We start from the raw sequence: 20,027 nt of genomic DNA, 5'->3' as shown, positions 1-20,027 counted from the left end.
TTGTCTCGATTATGCTTTTAGAGCGGCGGCAGGCCGACCCGCTTCTTGATCGTCGCCAGGGCGAAGTTGGATTCGACCGACTGGACGCATTTCAGCCGTGTCATCTTCTGCTTCAGGAAGCGCTCATAGCCCTCGATACCGTCGGTCAGCACGCGCAGCAGATAGTCCTGCGAGCCGGTCATCAGATAACACTCGGCCACTTCGGGCCAGTTCTCGACCGCCTTTTCGAACTCGGCGATCTGCTCCGTATTCTGCTGGCTGAGCCGGACCGAGACGAAGACACTGAAGGGCAGCCCATAGGCCTTGGGATCGACGATCGCCGAGTAGCCCTTGATGACGCCGGTCTCTTCCAGTCGCTTCAGCCGGCGCAGGCAGGGTGTCGGCGACAGGCCGACCTTCTCCGACAGGTCCTGATTGGTGATGCGGCCATCCTCCTGCAGGAGGGTGAGCATGCGGCGGTCGATCGTATCGAGCATGATCTGCTCCTTTGGGCGCTCAAGCGAGCAGGAAGCTGCAAAATCTTGCTCTAGAGCACGGATGATCGTTCATGCAATGGTCTTAGGATCGTCCTAGGCTCGCGTCGCGGGGCCGAGCCGGCCGGCGAGGAGGTAAGTCATGAGCGACGACAGCTACCATAAGGACCGGATCGCCAATCGCCGGCTCCATCCCGAGACCCTGATGATGGGCTATGGCTATTCGCCGGCCATGTCGGAAGGCGCGCTCAAGCCGCCGGTCTTCCTGACCTCGACCTTCGTTTTCGAGAACGCCCAGCAGGGCAAGGACTTCTTCGATCTGACGGCCGGCCGCCGCCAGCTCAAGCCGGGCGAGAAGTCGGGCCTGGTCTATTCGCGCTTCAACCACCCGAACATGGAGATCCTCGAGGATCGCCTGGCGATCTGGGACGAGGCCGAGGCCTGCGCCGTCTTCGCCAGCGGCATGGCGGCGATCGCGACGACCTGCTTCGCCTTCCTGCGCCCGGGCGACACCGTCATCCACAGCCGCCCGCTCTATGGCGGCACCGAGACTCTGCTGAAGAACCAGATGGGCGCCTTCGGCGTCACGCCCTTCGGCTTCACCGATGGCGTCGACGTCGCGCAGATGCGCAAGGTCGCGCAGGATGCCGCCGCCAAAGGCCGCGTCGCGATGATCCTGGTCGAGACCCCGGCCAACCCGACCAATGGCCTCGTAGATCTCTCGGCCTGCAAGGCGATCGCCGACGAGCTGGAAAAATCGCAGGGGCATCGCCCGCCGGTCGTGGTCGACAACACCATGCTCGGGCCGATCTTCCAGAAGCCGCTGAAGCACGGCGCCGATCTCACCTTGCTGTCGCTGACCAAATATGTCGGCGGCCATAGCGACCTCGTCGGCGGCTCGATCAGCGGCTCGAAGGCGCTGGTGCGGCAGGTGAAGAGCTGGCGCGGCTCGCTGGGTACGCAGCTCGATCCGAACTCCTGCTGGATGCTGATGCGCTCGCTCGAGACGCTCGACATCCGCATGCACCGCGCCAATGAGAACGGTCGCAAGGTCGCCGACTATCTGCGCAAGCACCCGAAGATTGCCAAGGTGCATTATCTCGGCGACCTCGCCGAGGGCGATCCGCGCAAGGCCGTGTTCGACCGGCAATGCACCCAGCCCGGCTCGACCTTCGCCTTCGACGTCAAGGGCGGCGAGAAGGAAGCCTTCGCCGTGCTCGACAACCTGCAGATCATGAAGCTCGCGGTCAGCCTTGGCGGTACCGAGACGTTGGTTTCTCACCCCGCGGCGATGACCCATTCCGGCGTCGCCCGCGAATTGCGCGAGGAGATCGGCCTCACCGACGCGCTGATCCGCATCTCGGTCGGCATCGAGAATATCGAGGACCTGATCTCGGATCTCGCCCAGGCGCTCGACGCCGCGTGAGAGCAGGGCGGCGCCGCATCCTCGTCGCGGCGCTCGCCGCCACGCTGCTCGGCGGCCCGGCTTCCGCCGAGCCGCAGACCGAGAGCGTGGCCCAGACCATCTGCCGCCTGATCGAAGGCGCGGCGAAGACGCATGACCTGCCGGTCGCCTTCTTCACCCGGCTGATCTGGCGCGAGAGCAGCTTCCGGCCGAACGTCGTCAGCCCAGCGGGGGCGCAGGGTATCGCCCAGTTCATGCCGGGCACGGCGAATGAGCGTGGCCTCGCCGACCCGTTCGATCCCGAGGCGGCGATCCCGCATTCGGCCGCCTTCCTCTCAGCGTTGAAGAACCAGTTCGGCAATCTCGGTCTCGCTGCCGCCGCCTATAATGGTGGGCCGAACCGCGTCGCGCGCTGGGTCGAGCGCGGCGGCATGCTGCCTTATGAGACGCAGGCCTATGTCCGCTTCATCACCGGACGCCCCGTCGAGGAATGGCGGCTCGGCGCTGGCGAGACGCCGCCGCCGGCGACACGCGAGGAGACCGACTGCCTCGCCACGGTCGCCTCGATCCGCATCACCGCGCCAGCCGTGCTGGTCGAGGGTGCCTATGGGCCGTTCGGCGTGCAGCTCGCCGGCAATATCTCGAAGGCGCGCGCCATCGCCTCCTATCAGCGTGTCGCGGCGCGCTTCGCCTCGCTGCTGGCGGGCAAGCCGACCATGATCCTGGGCTCGGCCGTGCCGGGCCGGGGCAGGGGCCGCTTCTACCGCGTCAGGCTGCCGGCACAGAGCCTGCGCGAGGCGACATTGGCGTGCAATCGCCTGCGGCAGGCGGGCGGGGCCTGCCTGGTGCTGCGGAACTAGCGTTGGTCATTTTGAGGTTATGCGTAGAGGGAATAGCTGAGCGGGGTAGGTTTTGTTGATGGCTCCCGATGACGGCATCATTCTGCTTTAATCGGATCGCGAGTGAGATAATTTAGGGGTTGTAACCATATTGGGGGAAGTATGTCTGAAAAGATACCGGAAGGATTTCAGGTAGTAATTGGTTCGGATGTCGCTTTTGAGGATCTGATAGCTGAAGTTATGTGCCCTAATGGAAATTATTATATCATTTCACAAGAGAAGGGGCAGGGTCAATTTGACATTGAGTTAGATTATATCAGTGCGGACCATCAACAGAAAATCAGTTTGAGTGACTTTATTGATTCCATCAATTATTCCGTCGATAGGTTGCGGAAATTGAGAAGACCTGAATGACCGCCGACTTGAAAGCCGCAACTCACCCAACGGTACTAAATCGTTCGTTTCACCATCCCACTCGTCCCCAGCCGGGCAGCTTCAGAGCCGGCCGCTGCAGGTCGAAGCCCGCGACCAGCCCGAGCAGGTTGATCTCGACGCCCTCGACCCAGCCGAAGGTGAGGCCAGCGAGCCCGTAGAGCGAGGCCTGCAGGCCGGTGCGGCTCGGCGTGAAGCCGGCATAGAGGCCGCTCTCGCGCCAGTCCTTGCCGATCGCGGTCGGCGGCAGGGCCCGGCCGAGTTCAGGCACCTCGGCGAGGACATGCTGGACGAAGCTGTTCGAGTTCGGCCCAGGCCAGGCGGCATAGGAGCCGTAGTCGCTGTAGCCATAGCTCTTCACGGCGTCGCGGATGCGCGGGATCAGGGCCTCGGCCGCTGCGCCCTTGATCTCCCCGACCAGCTCAGGGGCATTGCCGTACCAGCGCCCATCGGCGACGCGGACGTTGACGCGCACCGGATTGCCCCAGCCGACGACATCGAACCGGGTATAGGCCGGTGCGTCCTTCTCCTTCACCACCACCCAGGAATGGTGGGCGAAGACGCCGCGCCAGCGACCGACCCGGGCGGCGAAGATATGGACGGTCGCATCGGGTTGAATGCTGGGAGCTGGGAGGAGCGCGGCGCTCGACCAATCGGCGCGGGCCCAGTCGGATGCAAGCGGCTGCAACTGCCACCACGCGGCGTGAGTGCCGAGGGGCAGCAGGAAGACGAGCGCGAAGAACAGGAAAAACCGCCGGATCATTCTTTTGCGGAAAATAGGGGGCGAGGCGGGGCCGCAACAAGGCGCGACGGAGCGTCGCCGATCACGAAATCGAGGTTGAGGCTTTGCAGCAAGCTGCTAGCGTGCGCCCGCGAAATCTAAAGGAGGGGCAGATTGCGCACTTTGACGTCGGTTATGCATAGCTTGGCCGCTGCGGCGGCTCTCGGGCTCGCTCTTGCGGCAGGCCCGGCTGGGGCGCAGGAAAACAAGGAACTGCGCATCTTCAACTGGTCGGACTACGTCAATCCGGAGGTGCTCGACGCCTTCAAGAAAGAGACCGGCATCACCGTCGTTTACGACACCTTCGACCAGATGGAGACGGTCGAGACCAAGCTGCTCGCCGGCAAGACCGGCTACGACCTCGTCGTCGTCACCGCTTCCTTCCTGCCGAGACACATCCCGATCGGGCTCTACACGCCGATCGACACCGCCAAGGTGCAAAACCTCAAGCACGCCTGGCCGGAGATCAAGCAGCGGCTGGCCAAATACGATCCCGGCAACAAGTTCGCCGTGAACTACATGTGGGGCACCACCGGGATCGGCTACAACACCGCCAAGATCAAGGAACGGCTCGGCAACGACGCCGTGATCGACAGCTGGAGCATCGTCTTCGATCCGGAGAAGCTGAAGAAGCTGTCCAATTGCGGCGTGCATGTGCTCGACGCGGTCGAGGAGATGTTCCCGGCGGCGCTGCGCTATCTCGGGCTCGATCCCGATTCGAAGAAGGAAGCTGACCTCGAAAAAGCCGGCGAGTTGCTGCGCAAGATCCGCCCGCACATCCAGAAATTCCATTCGTCAGAATACATCAATGCGCTCGCCAATGGCGATATCTGCCTGGCGGTCGGCTACTCCGGCGACGTGCTGCAGGCTCGCAAGCGCGCGGTCGAGGCCAAGAACAAGGTCGAGATCAATTATGTGATCCCGAAGGAAGGCGCGCTGATGTGGTTCGATTCCTTTGTGATCCCGAAGGATGCCGGCAATCCCGACGCGGCCCTGCAGTTCATTGACTTCGTCAACCGGCCGGAGATGGCGGCGAAGAACTCGGACTTCATCCAGTACGCCAACGGCAATCTCGCCGCGAAGCCGCTACTCTCGGCCGAGGTCCGCGACAATCCCGGCATCTATCCGACCGATGCGGTGATGAGCCGCCTCTACACGATCACGCCTTACGACCAGAAGACGCAGCGGGTGGTCAACCGGCTGTGGACCCGCGTCAAGAGCGGCAGGTGAACAGGCCGGAGGCGGGTGGAAGGCGCGCCTCGCCGGGGAGTGTCCGGCGCGACTTCCAGCCCTGGAACGATCCCGCGGCCAAGCCGCTGGTCGAGTTCCGCAATGTTACCAAGCGCTTCGGCGCGGTGGTCGCGGTCGACCGGCTGTCGCTTGCGATCCATCAGCGCGAGTTCTTCGCGCTGCTGGGCCCATCCGGCTGCGGCAAGACCACGCTGATGCGCATGCTCGCAGGCTTCGAGCAGCCCGACGAGGGCGAGATCCTGCTCGACGGCGTCGACATCACCGCCGTGCCGCCGCACCAGCGGCCGGTCAACATGATGTTCCAGTCCTATGCGCTGTTCCCGCATCTCTCGGTCGGCGACAACATCGCCTATGGGTTGAAGCGCGAAGGCCTGCCCAAGGCGGAGATCGCCGCGCGCGTCGAGGCGATGCTCGGGCGGGTTCGCCTCAAGGGCATGGAGAAGCGCCGGCCGGACCAGCTCTCCGGCGGCCAGCGCCAGCGCGTCGCGCTCGCCCGCGCTTTGGTCAAGCAGCCCAAGCTGCTTCTGCTCGACGAGCCGCTCGGCGCGCTCGACAAGAAGCTGCGCGAAGAGACGCAATACGAGCTGATGGACCTGCAGGCCGATCTCGGCCTGACCTTCATGGTCGTCACGCACGACCAGGACGAGGCCATGACCATGGCCGATCGCATGGCGGTGATGGATCATGGCCGGTTGCGGCAGATCGCGCCGCCCGATTTGATCTACGAGGCGCCGTCCAGCCGCTTCGTCGCGGAGTTCGTCGGCGACATCAACCTGATCGAGGGCAGTGTCACCACTGTGGAAGGTGACCTCATCACGCTGGAGAACGTGCCCGTCGGCGTGATCGAGCTCGACGAGGATGCGCCGAGCTGCCGGCCGGGTGATGCGCTCACCATCGGCCTGCGACCCGAGAAGATCGCGCTCAGCCATGACGAGCCCGCGCAGGGCGTCAACAAGGTCGCGGGCGAGATCTGGGACATCGGCTATCTCGGCGACATGACCATGGTCCAGGTCATGGTCGGCGGCGAGGGGGGCAAGCTCTTCAAGGTCTCGCTGACCAATCGCACGCGGCGGATCGAGCGGCCCTTCGCCTGGGAGGACAAGGTCTGGCTCTCCTGGGACGTCGAGGCCAGCATGGTGCTGGCGTCGTGAGCACGCCGGTTCCCCGAGCCAGTGGGACGGGGCGCGGTCTCCTGGTGGCGGCCATTCCCTATCTCTGGCTCATCGCCTTCTTCCTCACGCCCTTCGTGATCGTGCTCCGAATCGCGCTCTCGGACGCTGCGACCGACCAGCCGCCCTATGCGCCGCATTTCCCCGGCTTCAGCCGGCTTGGCGAGTTCCTCGGCGCGCTCGATATCGAGAATTTCCGCCTGCTCGGCGACGACCCGCTCTACTGGCAGAGCTATCTTTCCTCGCTACGCATCTCGGCGCTGACCACGCTGATCGCGCTCGCGATCGGCTATCCGCTCGCCTATGCGATGGCGCTGGCGCCCAAGCGCTGGCAGGGCATCCTGCTCGTCCTCGTCATCCTGCCGTTCTGGACCTCGTTCCTGATCCGCGTCTACGCCTGGATCGGCATCCTGCGGCCAGACGGCCTGCTCGACATGGCGCTGATGGGGATCGGGCTGACAGCTGAGCCCCTGCGCCTGCTCAACACCGACGCGGCTGTGCTGATCGGCATGGTCTATTCCTATTTGCCCTTCATGGTGCTGCCGCTGTTTTCGACCTTGCAGAAGCTCGACGGCGCCTTGCTGGAGGCGGCCTCCGATCTCGGCGCGCCGCCGCTGACAACCTTCCTGACAGTGACTCTGCCGCTCTCGATCCCTGGCATCCTCGCCGGCTCGGCTCTGGTCTTCATTCCGGCGATCGGCGAGTTCGTCATCCCCGATCTGCTTGGCGGTTCCGACACGCTGATGGTCGGCAAGGTGCTCTGGAACGAGTTCTTCTCGAACCGCGACTGGCCGCTGGCCTCGGCCGTGGCGATCGTGCTCCTCGTCGTCCTCGTCCTGCCGCTGATGCTGCTGCAGCGGGCGAGGGGGGCGGCCCGATGAGGCGCTTTGGAGCCTTCCATCTCGCCGCGCTCGTCGCTGGCTTCGCCTTCCTCTACCTGCCGATCGTCGCGCTGGTCGCCTATTCCTTCAATGCCTCGCGGCTGGTGACGGTCTGGGGCGGCTTCTCGACGCACTGGTACGGCGCTCTTCTGCGCAACGAACCCCTGCTCGACGCAGCCTGGCTGACGATCCGGGTCGCGCTGGTCTCGGCGACTTTGGCGACGGTGCTGGGGACGCTGGCGGCGCTGGCGCTGGCGCGCTACCGGGTCTTCGTGGGGCGCACTCTGTTCTCGGGCATGGTGATGGCGCCGCTGGTGATGCCGGAGGTGATCACCGGCCTGTCGCTGCTGCTGCTCTTCGTCGCTGGCGATGTCGAGCGCGGCTACTGGACTGTCGTCATCGCCCACGCGACCTTCAGCCTCGGCTTCGCCTGCATCGTCGTGCAGGCTAGGCTCGCCGGCTTCGATCGCTCGCTCGAAGAGGCAGCGCGCGATCTCGGCGCGACCCCGGTTGAAACCTTCCGGACGGTGACGCTGCCGCTGATCTGGCCGGCGGTCGCCGCCGCCTGGATGCTGGCTTTCACGCTCTCGCTCGACGACCTCGTCATCGCGAGCTTCACCACCGGCCCGGGCGCGACGACCTTGCCGATGCGGCTCTATTCGGCGATCCGGCTGGGTGTAACGCCCGAGATCAACGCCGCCTGCACGATCATGATCGCGGCGGTGGCTGTCGCGGTGATCGGGGCGTCGCTGCTGATGAAGCGGGACGCGCTGGCGGGGCGCTGAGCTAAACGCCCGCTGAACATCCCGCTCAAAACCGGTTCAGCCTGAGAGCGCGATAGTGCGTGCCAGAGCGGGAAGCCTTTCCGCTCCGGCACAAGGAGACATCACGATGTTTCGCACTCTCGCTTCTGCCGGCCTCATCGCTGCCGCCGCGCTCGGGATCAGCGCGGCATCGCCCAGCGAGGCGCAGGCCGGTGTCCTGATCCAGCAGGCCTATTATGACGGTCCCGGCTATGGCTGGCGCGCGCCGCCCACCTATGGCTACTGGGGCGTGCCGCGCTGGCGCCGCCACTATGACGGCCCGCGCTTCTACGGCCCACCGCCGCCTCCGCCGCCGCGCTACTATCGCCGCTGGCGCGAGTGGTGAGGCCTGAAAATGAGCGCAGCGCGGCGGATCACTCCGCCGCGCTTTTCTGTGTGTAGCCCAGCCGCTGGTTGAGCTCCTCCAGCAGCTTCTCGGCCGCATCGGCGATGACCGTGCCGGGCGGGAAGATTGCCGAGGCGCCGGCCGCAATCAGGGCATCGAAATCCTGCGGCGGGATCACGCCGCCGACCACGATCATGATGTCGGGCCGGCCCGCCTTGGCGAGTGCAGCCTTGAGCTCCGGCACCAGCGTCAGATGGCCCGCCGCCAGCGAGGAGACGCCGATGATGTGGACGTCGTTCTCGACGCCTTGTCGCGCCGCCTCGTCGGGCGTGGCGAAGAGCGGGCCGATATCGACGTCGAAGCCGAGATCGGCGAAGGCCGAGGCGATCACCTTCTGGCCGCGATCGTGTCCGTCCTGGCCCATCTTGGCGACGAGGATGCGCGGGCGGCGTCCGTCGGCTTCCTCGAAGGCCTCGCACATCAACTGCACGCGCGTCACGGCAGGGTTCATCTCGCCGACCTCCCGCTTGTAGACGCCCGAGATTGCCTTGATCTCGGCGCGGTGGCGCCCGAAGACTTTTTCCATCGCCAGCGAGATTTCGCCGACCGTCGCCTTGGCCCGCGCCGCCTTGACCGCGAGGTCGAGCAGGTTGCCGTTGCCCTGCGCGCCGTTGGTGAGAGCGGTGAGGGCGGCTTGCGTCTCCGCCTCATTGCGCTCGGCCTTGAGCCGCCGGAGCTTGTCTAGCTGCTGGGCGCGGACCGAGGCGTTGTCGACCTTGAGCACGTCGATCGCCGCTTCGTTCTCGGGCTTGTAGATGTTGACGCCGATGATCGATTGCTGGCGCCCATCGATGCGCGCCTGCGTCTTGGCGGCGGCTTCCTCGATCCTGAGCTTGGGGATGCCGGCCTCGATCGCCTTGGCCATGCCGCCAAGCGCCTCGACTTCCTGGATATGGCCCCAGGCCTTGGCGGCGAGCTCGGCGGTGAGCCGCTCGACATAATAGGAGCCACCCCAGGGATCGATGATCCGATTTGTGCCGCTCTCCTGCTGCAGCACGATCTGGGTGTTGCGGGCGATGCGGGCGGAAAAGTCGGTCGGCAGCGCCAGCGCCTCGTCGAGGGCGTTGGTGTGCAGCGACTGGGTGTGCCCCTGCGTCGCCGCCATCGCCTCGATCATGGTGCGCGGCACGTTGTTGAACACGTCCTGCGCCGTCAACGACCAGCCGGAGGTCTGGCAATGGGTGCGCAGCGGCAGGGACTTCTCGTTCTGCGCCCCGAAATCCTTGACCAGCTTGGCCCAGATCAGACGGGCCGCCCGGAGCTTCGCCACCTCCATGAAGAAGTTCATGCCGATGGCCCAGAAGAAGGAGAGCCGCGGCGCGAAGACATCGACACCGAGACCTGCCTGCTGGCCGGCGCGGATATATTCGACGCCGTCGGCGAGGGTGTAGCCGAGCTCCAGGTCCTGCGTCGCTCCGGCCTCCTGCATGTGATAGCCGGAGATCGAGATCGAGTTGAATTTCGGCATGTTCGCCGAGGTGTAGGCGAAGATGTCGCCGATGATCCGCATCGAGGGCGAGGGCGGGTAGATATAGGTGTTGCGGACCATGAACTCCTTGAGGATGTCGTTCTGGATGGTCCCCGAGAGCTTGGCCGCCGGCACGCCCTGTTCTTCCGCCGCGACGATGTAGAGCGCCAGCACCGGCAGGACGGCGCCGTTCATCGTCATCGACACGCTCATCTGGTCGAGCGGGATGCCGGAGAACAGCGTGCGCATGTCGTAAATCGAATCGATCGCGACGCCGGCCATGCCGACATCGCCGCCGACGCGCGGATGGTCGCTGTCATAGCCGCGATGGGTGGCGAGGTCGAAGGCGACCGAGAGCCCCTTCTGGCCGGCGGCGAGGTTGCGCCGGTAGAAGGCGTTCGAGTCCTCGGCCGTGGAGAAGCCGGCATATTGCCGGATCGTCCAGGGCTGGTTGACGTACATGGTCGGGTAGGGGCCGCGCAGATAGGGCGCGATGCCCGGCAGCGTGTCGACGAAGGGCAGCCCGTCGCGATCCGCGGCCGTGTAGAGCGGCTTGACCGGGATATCCTCCGGCGTCTGCCAGAGCTCGCCCGTGCTCTGCGGAGTGGCCGCGGCGCCTGCCGTGTCGGCGAAGGCGAGCTTCGTGAAATCCGGGATCGCGGTCATGGCTTGCTCCCGTCTGGCCTGTCCCACCAATGGTGGAAATGATGCACCGGCCCGTGGCCGTGGCCAACCTTGACCGCGTCCGAGGCCGCGATCGCGGCCGAGATGTAGCGCTTGGCCAGTGCCACTGCCTCGTTGAGGGCGATGCCATGGGCAAGGCCCGAGGCGATCGCGGAGGAGAGCGTGCAGCCGGTGCCGTGGGTGTTCTGCGTGGCGATGCGCGGCGCGACCAGGCGCTCGCGGCGACCGTCCTTGCCGATCAGGATGTCGACGCTGTCGTCACCGGTGCCGTGGCCGCCCTTGACCAGGACATTGGCCGGGCCGAACGCGAGCAGCGCCTCTGCCTGCTGGGCTGCCGCGTCCTCCGTCTCCGCCATGGCGGTGCCGAGCAGGGCAGCCGCCTCGGGCAGGTTCGGCGTGACGATCGTGCAGAGCGGCAGCAGGCGGCGCTTCAGCGCCTCGATCGCGTCCTCTTGCAAGAGGCGTCCGCCGGAGGCCGCGATCATCACCGGGTCGAGCACGATGTTCTTGGCGTTGTGGCGTTCCAACCCGTCGGCGACGGTCTCGATCAGCTCGGCGGTGGCGAGCATGCCGATCTTGACCGCATCGACCTTGAGATCGTCGAAGACGGCGTCGAGCTGCGCGGCGACGAAATCGGCAGGCACCGGATGGATCGCAGTCACCGCGGTGGTGTTCTGCGCGGTCAGCGCGACGATGACGCTGGCGCCATAGACCTGATGCGCGGCGAAGGTCTTGAGGTCGGCCTGGATGCCGGCGCCGCCGCTGGAGTCGGAGCCGGCGATGGTGAGGGCGATCGGCATGCTTATCCCTTGCTGGTGCTGACAGGGGATATGGCGATCGCCAGCGCATCCTGCAGCACCGCGATGGCGTCGCAGCCGGCGAAGACGAAGTTCGTCACCCCAGCCTCGCGCAGCGCCGCCTCCTGTTCGCCGGGACGGCCGGCGAGCCAGACCGTCGCGCCGGCTGCCGTCAGTGTCGTCGCGGTGAGGGTCGCTTCGGCGGCGTAGGCTTCGTCGGAGCCGCACAGGCAGGCGAGCTTTGCGCCGGAAGCGCGGAAAGCCGCGACGAGCGCGTCGAGATCGGTCGCGCCCGCCTTGGCGAAGCCGTCGCCGGAAGGTGCGGCGATGCCGCCGGCCTCGAACAGGTTGCGGGCGAAGCCGGCGCGGGCGGTGAAGCCGGCGATCGAGCCCAGCGTGGCGAGGAAGGCCTTCGGCCGCTCGCCGGCGGCTTCGGCGATGTCGGCGCTGGCGCGCAGCGCCTCGAACGGCTCGGCCAGGCGGCTGCTCGGCAGGGGCTCGACGGTGATCGCATCGCCGCTACCGGTGCGTTCGGTGGAAGCAGCGGGCGGCGGCGCCAGCACCGAGACCGAGGCTTCCGACAGGTTCGGGAACTCGCTGGTGCCGGTGATCGGTTCGCGCCGGGTCGCGATCGCCTTGGTCCGCGCGTCGCGCTCGCGCGAGAGACCCTTCTGGATATGGCCGTTGGCGAGCGCACCGACGATGCCGGTCAGGTCCCCGGAGCTTTCCGCCTCAAGGTCCTGGAATTTGCGCCAGCTCTGCTCGCACAGCGCCTGCGTCAGCGCCTCGAAGCCGCCGGCGCCGGCCGCCGGATCGGCGACGCGCCAGAGATTGGCCTCTTCGAGCAGGATCAGCTGGGTATTGCGCGCAATGCGCCGGGCGAAGCCGTCGGGCAGGCCGAGCGCGGCGGTGAAGGGCTGGACGCCGATCGAATCCGCGCCACCGATACCGGCCGAGAACGCAGCGATGGTGCCACGCAGCAGATTCACGTGAGGGTCGCGCCGGGTCAGCGAGCGCCAGGCGGTCTCGGCATGGATGAAGACGGGCTTAGGATCGAGTCCGCAGGCGCGCTGCACCCGGTCCCAGAGCAGGCGCGCGGCCCGCAGCTTGGCGACGGTGACGAACTCGTCGGCATCAGCAACGAGGGTGAAGGAGATGGCGTCGCGTGCCTCGGCAAGCGGTAGTCCTTCAGCTTCCAGCAGGCGCAGATAGGTCACCGCAGTTGCCAGCACGGCGCCGAGCTCCTGCGCCTCGGTCGCGCCGGCCTCATGCCAGATCCGGCCATCGGCGGCGAGGAACGGGCCCGTGAAGCCACGGGATTTCAGCGTGACGATGGTCTCGGCAATGCGCTTGCCGAGCTCGGGCAATTGCACGGCGAGCGCGCCGGAGCTCGCCAGAACGCCGATCGGCTCCATGCCGAAATCGATCTGGAGCGAGGAGGGGGCATGGCCGCGCTTCTCGACCAGATCGGCCAGGAGCAGCGCCTGCTTGCGGCCGCCGGGGGCAGGGTCGATGCGCATGCGGACAAGGTCGAGCATCACGCCGTCGAGCGCTGCATCGAGCGCTTCGACCGTCGTTGCCGTGAGGCCGAAGCCGCGCGCCGCGGGCGCGCCAGCGAAAGCGAGAGTCAGGGAATCGGCACCGCCTTCCAGCTCGGCGAGGGCGAGTTTGGCCGCTTCGGTCGTATCCGGATGATCGACGCGTGCCGCGACGCGCCAGCGGCCGGCCTCAGCGCGCAGCGGGCGGCTGCCCTGTTCGGCGGCGGCCTCGTAGAGCGGTTGGATCCGGACACCGTCAGCCGTCCGCCCGACCAGTTTCTTCTCGAAATCGGCGCCCTTCAGCACCTTGTCGACCGCGGCGCGCCACTGCGCTTCGCCCGGCGTGGCGAAGGCGTCCATGAAGGGCAGGTCGGCGAGGACTGTCGAGGTCATCAGCAGCGAACTCCTTGCACGCGTTCCTCCCGCCATTTCCGTCAGGCGGTGGAACACACGCCGGTTGGCGGCCCATTGTGCAACCGCGAAGTCCTGATTGCCACGGCTCGGCGCGAACGCAAATGCCCCCTTGGTCGGAAAGCCGTGCCGAAATGCCTATCCCCGCGACAGGGAACTCCTATGCCCGCAAACAAAAACGCCGCCCGATAGGGGCGGCGTCATCATATCTCGTGCTGGATACGTCGACTCAGACGAACTGGCCGAGGCCCGGGATCGCGCCGACGATCGCGCCCATGGTGTCCTCGCCCGCCTGCTCGCGGCCGACGGCGAACATCTCCTTCGAGACGCTCTGGATCTGGCCCATCGACAGGCCGGCGCCCATCAGCTGGCCGCCGAGCGCCATCACGCCCCCGCCGCCACCCATCAGGCCGCCGATCGCACCCATCAGCCCGCCCTTGGCGCCGCCTTCGGCTTCGGCAAGCTCCTGTGCGCCCGGCAGCGCCGCCATCAGCTGGCCGATCTCGGCCGCGGGGCCTTCCTTCTGCAGGAAGGCGAGGATGATGCCGATCGCCTTCTTCGCCAGCGACTCGTCAAGGCCCGAAGCAGCCATGATGCGGGAGATCAGTTCTTCCATTGTGCGGTCCTCTTATGACGAGCCTACTGATGCTCTGAAAATAGTTTATACATAAACTATCGGCGATGGAAGCGATCTTCATGCTTCCGCCCAACGTCTCGGTTCGCTACACCCTGTCCACGACCTTATGGCAACGGAACAGGCGCGACCATGGCGGATGACGGCACGATCCTGATCGGCAAGAGCGAGAAGCCGGAGGTGCTGCTGCTCAAGCTCGCCAACCGCCACGGCCTCGTCACCGGCGCGACCGGTACCGGCAAGACGGTGACGCTGCAGGTGCTGGCGGAGGGGTTTGCGAAGCACGGCGTGCCGGTCTTCGCCGCCGACATCAAGGGCGATCTCTCCGGTATCGCCGCGCCCGGCAATTCCAAGCAGCCCTTCGTCAAGCGCGCCGAGGAACTCAAGCTCAAATACCAGCCCGACCAGTTCACCACCGTGTTCTGGGACGTGTTCGGCGAGCAGGGCCATCCGGTCCGCGCCACGATCTCGGAGATGGGGCCGCTGCTGCTGGCGCGCCTGCTCGACCTCAACGACACTCAGGAAGGCGTGCTCAACATCGCTTTCCGCATCGCCGACGAGCAGAAGCTGCTGCTGCTCGACCTGAAGGACCTGCGCGCGATCCTGTCCTTCATCGCCGAGAATGCGCAGGAGCTGACGACCAAATACGGCAACGTTACCTCCGCCTCGGTCGGCACCATCCAGCGCGCTCTGCTCGTGCTGGAGAACCAGAAGGGCGACCTGTTCTTCGGCGAGCCGGCGCTCGACATCAACGACCTGATGAAGACCGACCGCGACGGCCGCGGCATCGTCAACATCATGGCCGCCGACAAGCTGATGGCCAATCCCAGGCTCTACGCCACCTTCCTGCTCTGGCTGCTCTCCGAGCTGTTCGAGCAGCTGCCGGAAGTCGGCGACCTCGACAAGCCCAAGCTCGTCTTCTTCTTCGATGAGGCGCACCTGCTCTTCAACGGCGCGCCAAAGGCGCTGCTGACTGCGGTCGAGCAGGTGGTGCGCCTGATCCGCTCCAAGGGCGTCGGCGTCTACTTCGTCACGCAGAACCCGCTCGACATCCCCGACACCGTGCTGGCCCAGCTCGGCAACCGCGTCCAGCACGCCTTGCGCGCCTTCACCCCGCGCGACCAGAAGGCGGTCAGGGCTGCGGCCGAAACCTTCCGGCAGAACCCGAAGATCAACACCGAGCAGGCGATCACCCAGCTCGCCGTCGGCGAGGCCCTGGTCTCGACGCTGGAAGGCAAGGGCTCGCCGACCATGGTCGAGCGTGCGCTGATCGCCCCGCCGATGGCGCAGGTCGGCCCGGTCACGCCGCAGGAGCGGGCGCAGTGCATGCGCGACTCCGGTTTCACCGGCAAGTACGACACCATGGTCGACCGGGAGTCGGCCTATGAAGAGCTGATGAAGCGCAAGGGGCTGAAGCCCGACGGTTCGCCGGTCGAGGCTTCGACCGAAGGGGGCGGCAGCATCCTCGACACGATCGGCGGCTGGCTCGGCGGTCCGAAGGAGCGTCCGAAGACCGGTCCGGGCAGCCGCGGCGGCCCGCTGCCGCAGAGCATGACCGAGAAGATCATCACCTCGGCGGCGCGTTCGGCCGCAACCTCGATCGGCCGGCAGGTCGGTACCGCCATCCTGCGCGGCGTGCTCGGGTCGTTGACCGGCGGGCGGCGGTAATCGGTCTGCCGTCATGCGCGCGGATGGCTGGCATCCGACGCGCGACTGGGCATGATGGCGCCACCGGAATCAGCCTCCAGTGAGCGCCATGTCCCAGCTTCCCGCCATCCTCTCCCGCCTCGACGCCGATCTCGATGCTTCGCTGACGCGCCTGTCGTCCTGGCTCGAAATCCCCTCGATCGGGACCGATCCGGCCTTCGATCCGCAGACTCGCCAGGCGGCCGAATGGCTGCGCGCCGATCTTGAAGGCCTCGGCTTCAAGGCCGAGCTGCGCGAGACCGGCGGCCATCCTGTCGTGCTGGCGCATCGCCCGAAGCCCGGCGCTCCGCATGCGCTGTTCTATGGCCATTACGACGTCCAGCCGGTCGATCCGCTCGAGCTCTGGGACAACGACCCGTTCAAGCCGGCCGTCAAGGAGATCGAGCCCGGGCGCAGGGTGATCCTTGCCCGCGGTGCCTGCGACGACAAGGGTCAGGTCATGACCTTCATCGAGGCTATCCGCGCCACGCTCGCCGAGACCGGCGACCTGCCGATCGGCCTGACCATCCTGGTCGAGGGCGAGGAGGAATCCGGTTCGGTCAACCTGCCGGGCTTCATCAAGGCCAACGCCGCCGAGCTGAAGGCCGATTTCGCGCTGGTCTGCGATACCGGCATGTGGGACCGCGTCACGCCGCTGATCACCTCGACGCTGCGTGGCATGGTCTACCAGGAGGTGCGCCTGAGCGCGGCCGACCGCGACCTGCATTCCGGCCTGTTCGGCGGCGCGGCCGCGAATCCGATCCATGTGCTGACCAAGATCGTCGCCGAGATCCATGACGAAACCGGCCGGATCACCATCCCCGGCTTCTATGATGGCGTGCACGAGCCGACCAATGCGCAGAAGGCCGAATGGGCCGATCTCAACCTGACCGAGAAGGAATTCCTCGGGCAGATCGGGCTGAAGCATTCGATCGGCGAGAAGGGCCGCATGCTCATCGAGCAGATCCAGTCGCGCCCGACCTGCGACGTCAACGGCATCTGGGGTGGCTATACCGGCGAGGGCAGCAAGACCGTCATCCCGGCCAAGGCCTCGGCCAAGGTCTCCTTCCGCCTCGTCGGCGATCAGGACCCGGCGAAGATCACCGCCGCCTTCCACCAGTTCGTGCGCGAGCGCCTGCCGGAGGATGTGACCGCCGAGTTCATCAGCCATTCCGGCTCGCCGGCGCTGGCCGTACCGGTCGATTCCCCCGTGCTGCAGAAGGCGCGCAAGGCTCTCGCAGAGGAATGGGGTGGCCGTGTCGTCTCGATCGGCAGCGGCGGCTCGATCCCGGTGGGCGGCGACTTCAAGCGCACGCTCGGGCTCGACACGCTCTTCGTCGGCTTCGGCCTCGACGACGACCGCGTCCATTCGCCGAACGAAAAATACGACCTCTCCTCCTTCCACAAGGGCCAGCGCTCCTGGGCCCGCATCTTGCAAGAACTCGCCTCATGAAATCCGTTTGTGTCTTCTGCGGCTCGAGCCCGGGCCATGATCCCGTCCATGCCGAGGGCGCCCGCGCCATGGGCACTGCCATCGCCCGGCGTGGCCTGACGCTGGTCTATGGTGGTGGTGCCGTCGGCCTGATGGGCATCGTCGCCAATGCCGCGCTCGAAGCCGGCGGCGAGGTCCATGGCGTGATCCCGCGGGCGCTGCGCGAGAAGGAGGTCGGCCACAACAAGCTGACCCGGCTCGAGGTGGTCGAGACCATGCACATCCGCAAGGCGCGCATGGCCGAGCTCTCCGATGGCTTCATCGCCATGTCGGGCGGCATCGGCACCTTCGAGGAGATCTTCGAGATCTGGACCTGGAGCCAGCTTGGCATCCACGGCAAGCCGCTCGGCTTTCTCAATATCGACGGCTTCTACGATGCGCTCGCCGCCTTCCTCGACAACACCACGAAGGCCGGTTTCATGTGGCAGGCCCATCGCGACATGGCGATGATGGAGACCGACCCGGCGGCGCTGCTCGACAAGATGGAGGCCTACAAGCCGCAGACCCAGATCAAATGGGTGGAGAAGACGGAGGTTTGATGCCTTTGTTTATGCTGGAGGGGGGCGACTTTGTATCATCATGGTCTTTCAGAGGAGCAATTTGCGAAGGTAGGAAAGATCGTTTTGAACTGGGGTGCTGCTGATAATTTTGTTGGGTACTGCTTGAATTTTGTTTTCAAGATATCGGATCCGGAGGATCAGATCGATCTTACATTGGTTCTCGATATGCGGAAGAAGGTTGATCTTCTTGTAAAGTCTGCTGGGCGCAAGAGCGTTTCTGAGGAGAAAACTCTGCTGATCAAAGAGCTGTCCAGTGTATGTCGCTTGTGGGCCGAGGATCGCAATTTCCTTGCGCACGGACTAGGTGTCGCATCGGCCGATGGTGATTATTCGATAATGTCAGGCAAAAAGCAGAAGCCCTATAATATCGATAATCTCGACAGGGACATTGAGCGGTCAGCTTACGTTCTCAATTTGGCAATGCGCTTGAATATGCTGCTGGCTGGTGTCGAATGGAACCCGCTCGGGCCGCTACCCTCTCGGCCAGCGTGACAAGCCACACCATGCAATCTGAAAATGAGATAGGAATTTTGTCCTTGACATCGTGACGCTGATCGGATAGAGATCAGGAACGCTCACGAATTGCGCCTGAGACGAACGAAGCCGCCGCGCTGCCCAGCCGGCGGCTTTTGCGTGTCCGGGCCGGGCCGAGGTTTCCGATGACCGATGAGACTGATGAGAGCGCCCCAGCCCGGCCGGCGGCGAAGCGCAAGCCTGCACGGAGCGGCGGCCGCAAGGCCGTGATCGGCAAGCTCTGGAAGGCGGCGCAGACGCAGCTCGAAGCGCATGAGGCGCATCTGGCCGAATTGCCGGCCGGCACCGCCGCGAGCGAAACCGACGCCAAGACGCTGGCGACCCTGGCCCGCACCGTACGCGAGCTGGTCGCGCTGGATTCTGCCGCAGCGGGGGAGGGAGGAAAGGCCGACGATGACCCCAGCCCCGCCGAAGGATTGCGCCGGGTCGATGAGCTTCGCCGAGAGCTGGCACGACGCATGGAACGCCTTATCGCCGACCACGCAGGTGAAGCTGTTCCTCAAGCTGCTGCCGGGTCTACCCCCGGAGCTGGTTAGGCTCGTCGATCAGGAGTGGACCTACTACGGGCGGCCCGACCAGAAGTCCCGTCGCCTGCCGCCTTGGTGGACCTGGCTTGTCCTTGGCGGTCGTGGCGCCGGTAAGACACGGACCGGTGCCGAATGGGTCAGAGGGATGGCGCTGGGGCTGGCTCCGATCGCCAGTGAACCCGTCGGCCGCATCGCCCTCGTCGGTGAGACGCAGGCTCAAGTTCGTGACGTGATGATCGAGGGCGTCTCCGGGCTGCTGGCAATCCATCATCGCTGGGAGAAGCCGGTCTGGTCGCCGTCGCGGCGCCGGCTCGAATGGGGCAATGGCGCGATCGCGCAGGTGTTCACAGCCGAAGACCCGGAAGGCTTGCGCGGACCGCAATTCGGCGCGGCCTGGTCCGACGAACTGGCGAAATGGCCGAACCTTCAGGAGACCTGGGACATGCTTCAGCTCGGCTTGAGGCTCGGTGAGCGACCACGCCAGGTGGTGACGACAACGCCGCGCCCGCTACCGCTGATCAAGCGGCTGCTCGACGACCCGCGCGTCGCTGTCAGTCGCGCGGCAACCCGTGCCAACCGCTTCAACCTGGCACAGAGCTTCCTCGACAGCGTGAGCCAAGCCTATGGCGGCACGCGGCTCGGCCGGCAGGAGCTCGAAGGCGAGATCGTCGAGGAGAGCGCCGACGCGCTCTGGAGCCGAGCCTTGATCGAGGACTGTCGCGAGCGGGAAGCACCGCCGCTGGCTCGGATCGTTGTGGCGATCGATCCGCCGGCCTCCTCGTCGAAGCGGGCAGATTCTTGCGGGCTCGTCGCGGCCGGCATTGATCGCGACGGCCTCGGCCATGTGCTGGCGGATGCGACGCTCGCCGGCGCCAGGCCGCATGAATGGGCCGCTGCCGCCGTCGCGATCTATCGCCGGCTTGAGGCCGATGTGCTGGTCGTCGAGGTCAACCAGGGCGGCGAGATGGCGACAAGCGTCATCCGCGAGGTCGATCCGGGCGTGCCGGTGACGCCGGTCAGGGCTTCGCGCGGAAAATTCCTCAGGGCCGAACCGGTGGCGGCGCTCTATGCGCAGGGGCGCGTGCGCCATGCCGGCGCCTTTCCGGCGCTGGAGGACGAGATGTGTGACTTTGGGCCGACCGGTCTGAGTTCCGGCCGCTCGCCCGACCGGCTCGACGCACTGGTCTGGGCACTGACGCATCTGATGCTCGGGCCGAAGGGCCGGCCGCGGGTGAGGGGGCTTTAGCGCCCGGCGA

At 66.0% G+C, this 20,027-nt stretch carries 19 protein-coding genes; 13 read left to right on the top strand and 6 right to left on the bottom strand.

The window, feature by feature from the left end:
- Positions 1 to 17 precede the first annotated feature (17 nt).
- Positions 18 to 476 carry an Lrp/AsnC family transcriptional regulator gene (locus VGV58_RS27870; protein ID WP_326877319.1) on the bottom strand — a complete coding sequence of 153 codons (459 nt, stop codon included), beginning with the start codon at positions 474 to 476 and terminating at the stop codon, positions 18 to 20.
- 139 nt (positions 477 to 615) lie between these two features.
- Between VGV58_RS27870 and VGV58_RS27865 the strand changes: the two genes are divergently transcribed.
- Both VGV58_RS27865 and VGV58_RS27860 read left to right on the top strand, forming a co-directional pair.
- Complete coding sequence (locus VGV58_RS27865) at positions 616 to 1,899, top strand: cystathionine gamma-synthase family protein (protein WP_326877318.1); 1,284 nt, start codon at positions 616 to 618, stop codon at positions 1,897 to 1,899.
- A complete protein-coding gene (locus tag VGV58_RS27860) occupies positions 1,896 to 2,738 on the top strand; it encodes a lytic transglycosylase domain-containing protein (RefSeq protein WP_326877317.1) in 843 nt (280 codons plus the stop codon). Before VGV58_RS27865 ends, VGV58_RS27860 begins: the two co-directional genes overlap by 4 nt.
- 442 nt (positions 2,739 to 3,180) lie before the next feature.
- Here the strand turns inward: VGV58_RS27860 and VGV58_RS27855 are convergent, their stop codons facing one another.
- Entirely contained in the window at positions 3,181 to 3,912 is a 732-nt protein-coding gene (locus tag VGV58_RS27855) for a DUF3750 domain-containing protein (protein WP_326877316.1), read from the bottom strand.
- A gap of 153 nt (positions 3,913 to 4,065) precedes the next feature.
- Here VGV58_RS27855 and VGV58_RS27850 point away from each other — a divergent pair, with 153 nt between their 5' ends.
- From VGV58_RS27850 to VGV58_RS27830, 5 genes are all read left to right on the top strand, one after another.
- On the top strand, positions 4,066 to 5,160 hold the full coding sequence (locus VGV58_RS27850) for a polyamine ABC transporter substrate-binding protein (RefSeq protein WP_326877315.1): 1,095 nt from the start codon (positions 4,066 to 4,068) through the stop codon (positions 5,158 to 5,160).
- Positions 5,157 to 6,332, top strand: a complete 1,176-nt coding sequence (locus tag VGV58_RS27845) for an ABC transporter ATP-binding protein (protein WP_326877314.1) — start codon at positions 5,157 to 5,159, stop codon at positions 6,330 to 6,332. The genes VGV58_RS27850 and VGV58_RS27845 overlap by 4 nt, the downstream gene beginning before the upstream one ends.
- Positions 6,329 to 7,231: an ABC transporter permease gene (locus VGV58_RS27840; RefSeq protein ID WP_326877313.1), complete on the top strand. Its 903-nt coding sequence runs from the start codon at positions 6,329 to 6,331 to the stop codon at positions 7,229 to 7,231. The genes VGV58_RS27845 and VGV58_RS27840 overlap by 4 nt, the downstream gene beginning before the upstream one ends.
- A complete protein-coding gene (locus tag VGV58_RS27835; RefSeq protein WP_326877312.1) occupies positions 7,228 to 8,016 on the top strand; it encodes an ABC transporter permease in 789 nt (262 codons plus the stop codon). The genes VGV58_RS27840 and VGV58_RS27835 overlap by 4 nt, the downstream gene beginning before the upstream one ends.
- Before the next feature lie 106 nt (positions 8,017 to 8,122).
- Entirely contained in the window at positions 8,123 to 8,380 is a 258-nt protein-coding gene (locus tag VGV58_RS27830; protein ID WP_326877311.1) for a hypothetical protein, read from the top strand.
- A 28-nt stretch (positions 8,381 to 8,408) separates the two neighbouring features.
- Here VGV58_RS27830 and scpA read toward each other — a convergent pair whose 3' ends face one another.
- The 4 genes from scpA to VGV58_RS27810 form a co-directional block, all read right to left on the bottom strand.
- Positions 8,409 to 10,574 (bottom strand): methylmalonyl-CoA mutase, encoded by a 2,166-nt coding sequence (gene scpA, locus VGV58_RS27825; protein WP_326877310.1) that lies wholly within the window; start codon positions 10,572 to 10,574, stop codon positions 8,409 to 8,411.
- Positions 10,571 to 11,398, bottom strand: coding sequence for a bifunctional hydroxymethylpyrimidine kinase/phosphomethylpyrimidine kinase (thiD, locus tag VGV58_RS27820; protein WP_326877403.1), 828 nt, complete (start codon positions 11,396 to 11,398; stop codon positions 10,571 to 10,573). The genes scpA and thiD overlap by 4 nt, the downstream gene beginning before the upstream one ends.
- Complete coding sequence (locus tag VGV58_RS27815; protein WP_326877309.1) at positions 11,395 to 13,320, bottom strand: methylmalonyl-CoA mutase subunit beta; 1,926 nt, start codon at positions 13,318 to 13,320, stop codon at positions 11,395 to 11,397. The genes thiD and VGV58_RS27815 overlap by 4 nt, the downstream gene beginning before the upstream one ends.
- Positions 13,321 to 13,567: 247 nt before the next feature.
- Complete coding sequence (locus VGV58_RS27810; RefSeq protein WP_326877308.1) at positions 13,568 to 13,954, bottom strand: DUF2267 domain-containing protein; 387 nt, start codon at positions 13,952 to 13,954, stop codon at positions 13,568 to 13,570.
- A 150-nt stretch (positions 13,955 to 14,104) separates the two neighbouring features.
- On the opposite strand from VGV58_RS27810, the gene VGV58_RS27805 reads away from it, so the two are divergent.
- The 6 genes from VGV58_RS27805 to VGV58_RS27780 all read left to right on the top strand — a co-directional run bounded on the left by VGV58_RS27805 (position 14,105) and on the right by VGV58_RS27780 (position 20,017).
- Positions 14,105 to 15,640: a helicase HerA-like domain-containing protein gene (locus tag VGV58_RS27805; protein ID WP_326877307.1), complete on the top strand. Its 1,536-nt coding sequence runs from the start codon at positions 14,105 to 14,107 to the stop codon at positions 15,638 to 15,640.
- Positions 15,641 to 15,728: 88 nt separating this feature from the next.
- Complete coding sequence (locus VGV58_RS27800; protein ID WP_326877306.1) at positions 15,729 to 17,111, top strand: M20/M25/M40 family metallo-hydrolase; 1,383 nt, start codon at positions 15,729 to 15,731, stop codon at positions 17,109 to 17,111.
- Positions 17,108 to 17,689 carry an LOG family protein gene (locus VGV58_RS27795; protein WP_326877305.1) on the top strand — a complete coding sequence of 194 codons (582 nt, stop codon included), beginning with the start codon at positions 17,108 to 17,110 and terminating at the stop codon, positions 17,687 to 17,689. Before VGV58_RS27800 ends, VGV58_RS27795 begins: the two co-directional genes overlap by 4 nt.
- A gap of 30 nt (positions 17,690 to 17,719) precedes the next feature.
- A complete protein-coding gene (locus VGV58_RS27790; RefSeq protein ID WP_326877304.1) occupies positions 17,720 to 18,202 on the top strand; it encodes a hypothetical protein in 483 nt (160 codons plus the stop codon).
- A 167-nt stretch (positions 18,203 to 18,369) separates the two neighbouring features.
- Positions 18,370 to 18,780 carry a hypothetical protein gene (locus VGV58_RS27785; protein ID WP_326877303.1) on the top strand — a complete coding sequence of 137 codons (411 nt, stop codon included), beginning with the start codon at positions 18,370 to 18,372 and terminating at the stop codon, positions 18,778 to 18,780.
- Entirely contained in the window at positions 18,674 to 20,017 is a 1,344-nt protein-coding gene (locus VGV58_RS27780) for a DNA-packaging protein (RefSeq protein ID WP_326877302.1), read from the top strand. Before VGV58_RS27785 ends, VGV58_RS27780 begins: the two co-directional genes overlap by 107 nt.
- The last annotated feature ends 10 nt before the right edge of the window (positions 20,018 to 20,027 follow it).

Source organism: Allobosea sp., assembly GCF_035944895.1.
GTDB lineage: Bacteria > Pseudomonadota > Alphaproteobacteria > Rhizobiales > Beijerinckiaceae > Allobosea.
The sequence above is the reverse complement of the archived record's forward strand: the minus strand, read 5'-3'. Positions and strand labels throughout refer to the sequence as shown.

Excerpts from the sequence above, each read along its gene's own strand:
- VGV58_RS27835 (WP_326877312.1), top strand. The coding sequence starts at position 7,228 with ATGAGGCGCTTTGGAGCCTTCCATCTCGCCGCGCTCGTCGCTGGCTTC.
- VGV58_RS27795 (WP_326877305.1), top strand. The coding sequence starts at position 17,108 with ATGAAATCCGTTTGTGTCTTCTGCGGCTCGAGCCCGGGCCATGATCCC.
- VGV58_RS27810 (WP_326877308.1), bottom strand. The coding sequence starts at position 13,954 with ATGGAAGAACTGATCTCCCGCATCATGGCTGCTTCGGGCCTTGACGAG.
- VGV58_RS27865 (WP_326877318.1), top strand. The coding sequence starts at position 616 with ATGAGCGACGACAGCTACCATAAGGACCGGATCGCCAATCGCCGGCTC.
- VGV58_RS27780 (WP_326877302.1), top strand. The coding sequence starts at position 18,674 with ATGAGCTTCGCCGAGAGCTGGCACGACGCATGGAACGCCTTATCGCCG.
- VGV58_RS27815 (WP_326877309.1), bottom strand. The coding sequence starts at position 13,320 with ATGACCTCGACAGTCCTCGCCGACCTGCCCTTCATGGACGCCTTCGCC.
- VGV58_RS27785 (WP_326877303.1), top strand. The coding sequence starts at position 18,370 with ATGACCGATGAGACTGATGAGAGCGCCCCAGCCCGGCCGGCGGCGAAG.
- VGV58_RS27805 (WP_326877307.1), top strand. The coding sequence starts at position 14,105 with ATGGCGGATGACGGCACGATCCTGATCGGCAAGAGCGAGAAGCCGGAG.
- VGV58_RS27800 (WP_326877306.1), top strand. The coding sequence starts at position 15,729 with ATGTCCCAGCTTCCCGCCATCCTCTCCCGCCTCGACGCCGATCTCGAT.
- scpA (WP_326877310.1), bottom strand. The coding sequence starts at position 10,574 with ATGACCGCGATCCCGGATTTCACGAAGCTCGCCTTCGCCGACACGGCA.
- VGV58_RS27830 (WP_326877311.1), top strand. The coding sequence starts at position 8,123 with ATGTTTCGCACTCTCGCTTCTGCCGGCCTCATCGCTGCCGCCGCGCTC.
- VGV58_RS27870 (WP_326877319.1), bottom strand. The coding sequence starts at position 476 with ATGCTCGATACGATCGACCGCCGCATGCTCACCCTCCTGCAGGAGGAT.
- VGV58_RS27850 (WP_326877315.1), top strand. The coding sequence starts at position 4,066 with ATGCATAGCTTGGCCGCTGCGGCGGCTCTCGGGCTCGCTCTTGCGGCA.
- VGV58_RS27855 (WP_326877316.1), bottom strand. The coding sequence starts at position 3,912 with ATGATCCGGCGGTTTTTCCTGTTCTTCGCGCTCGTCTTCCTGCTGCCC.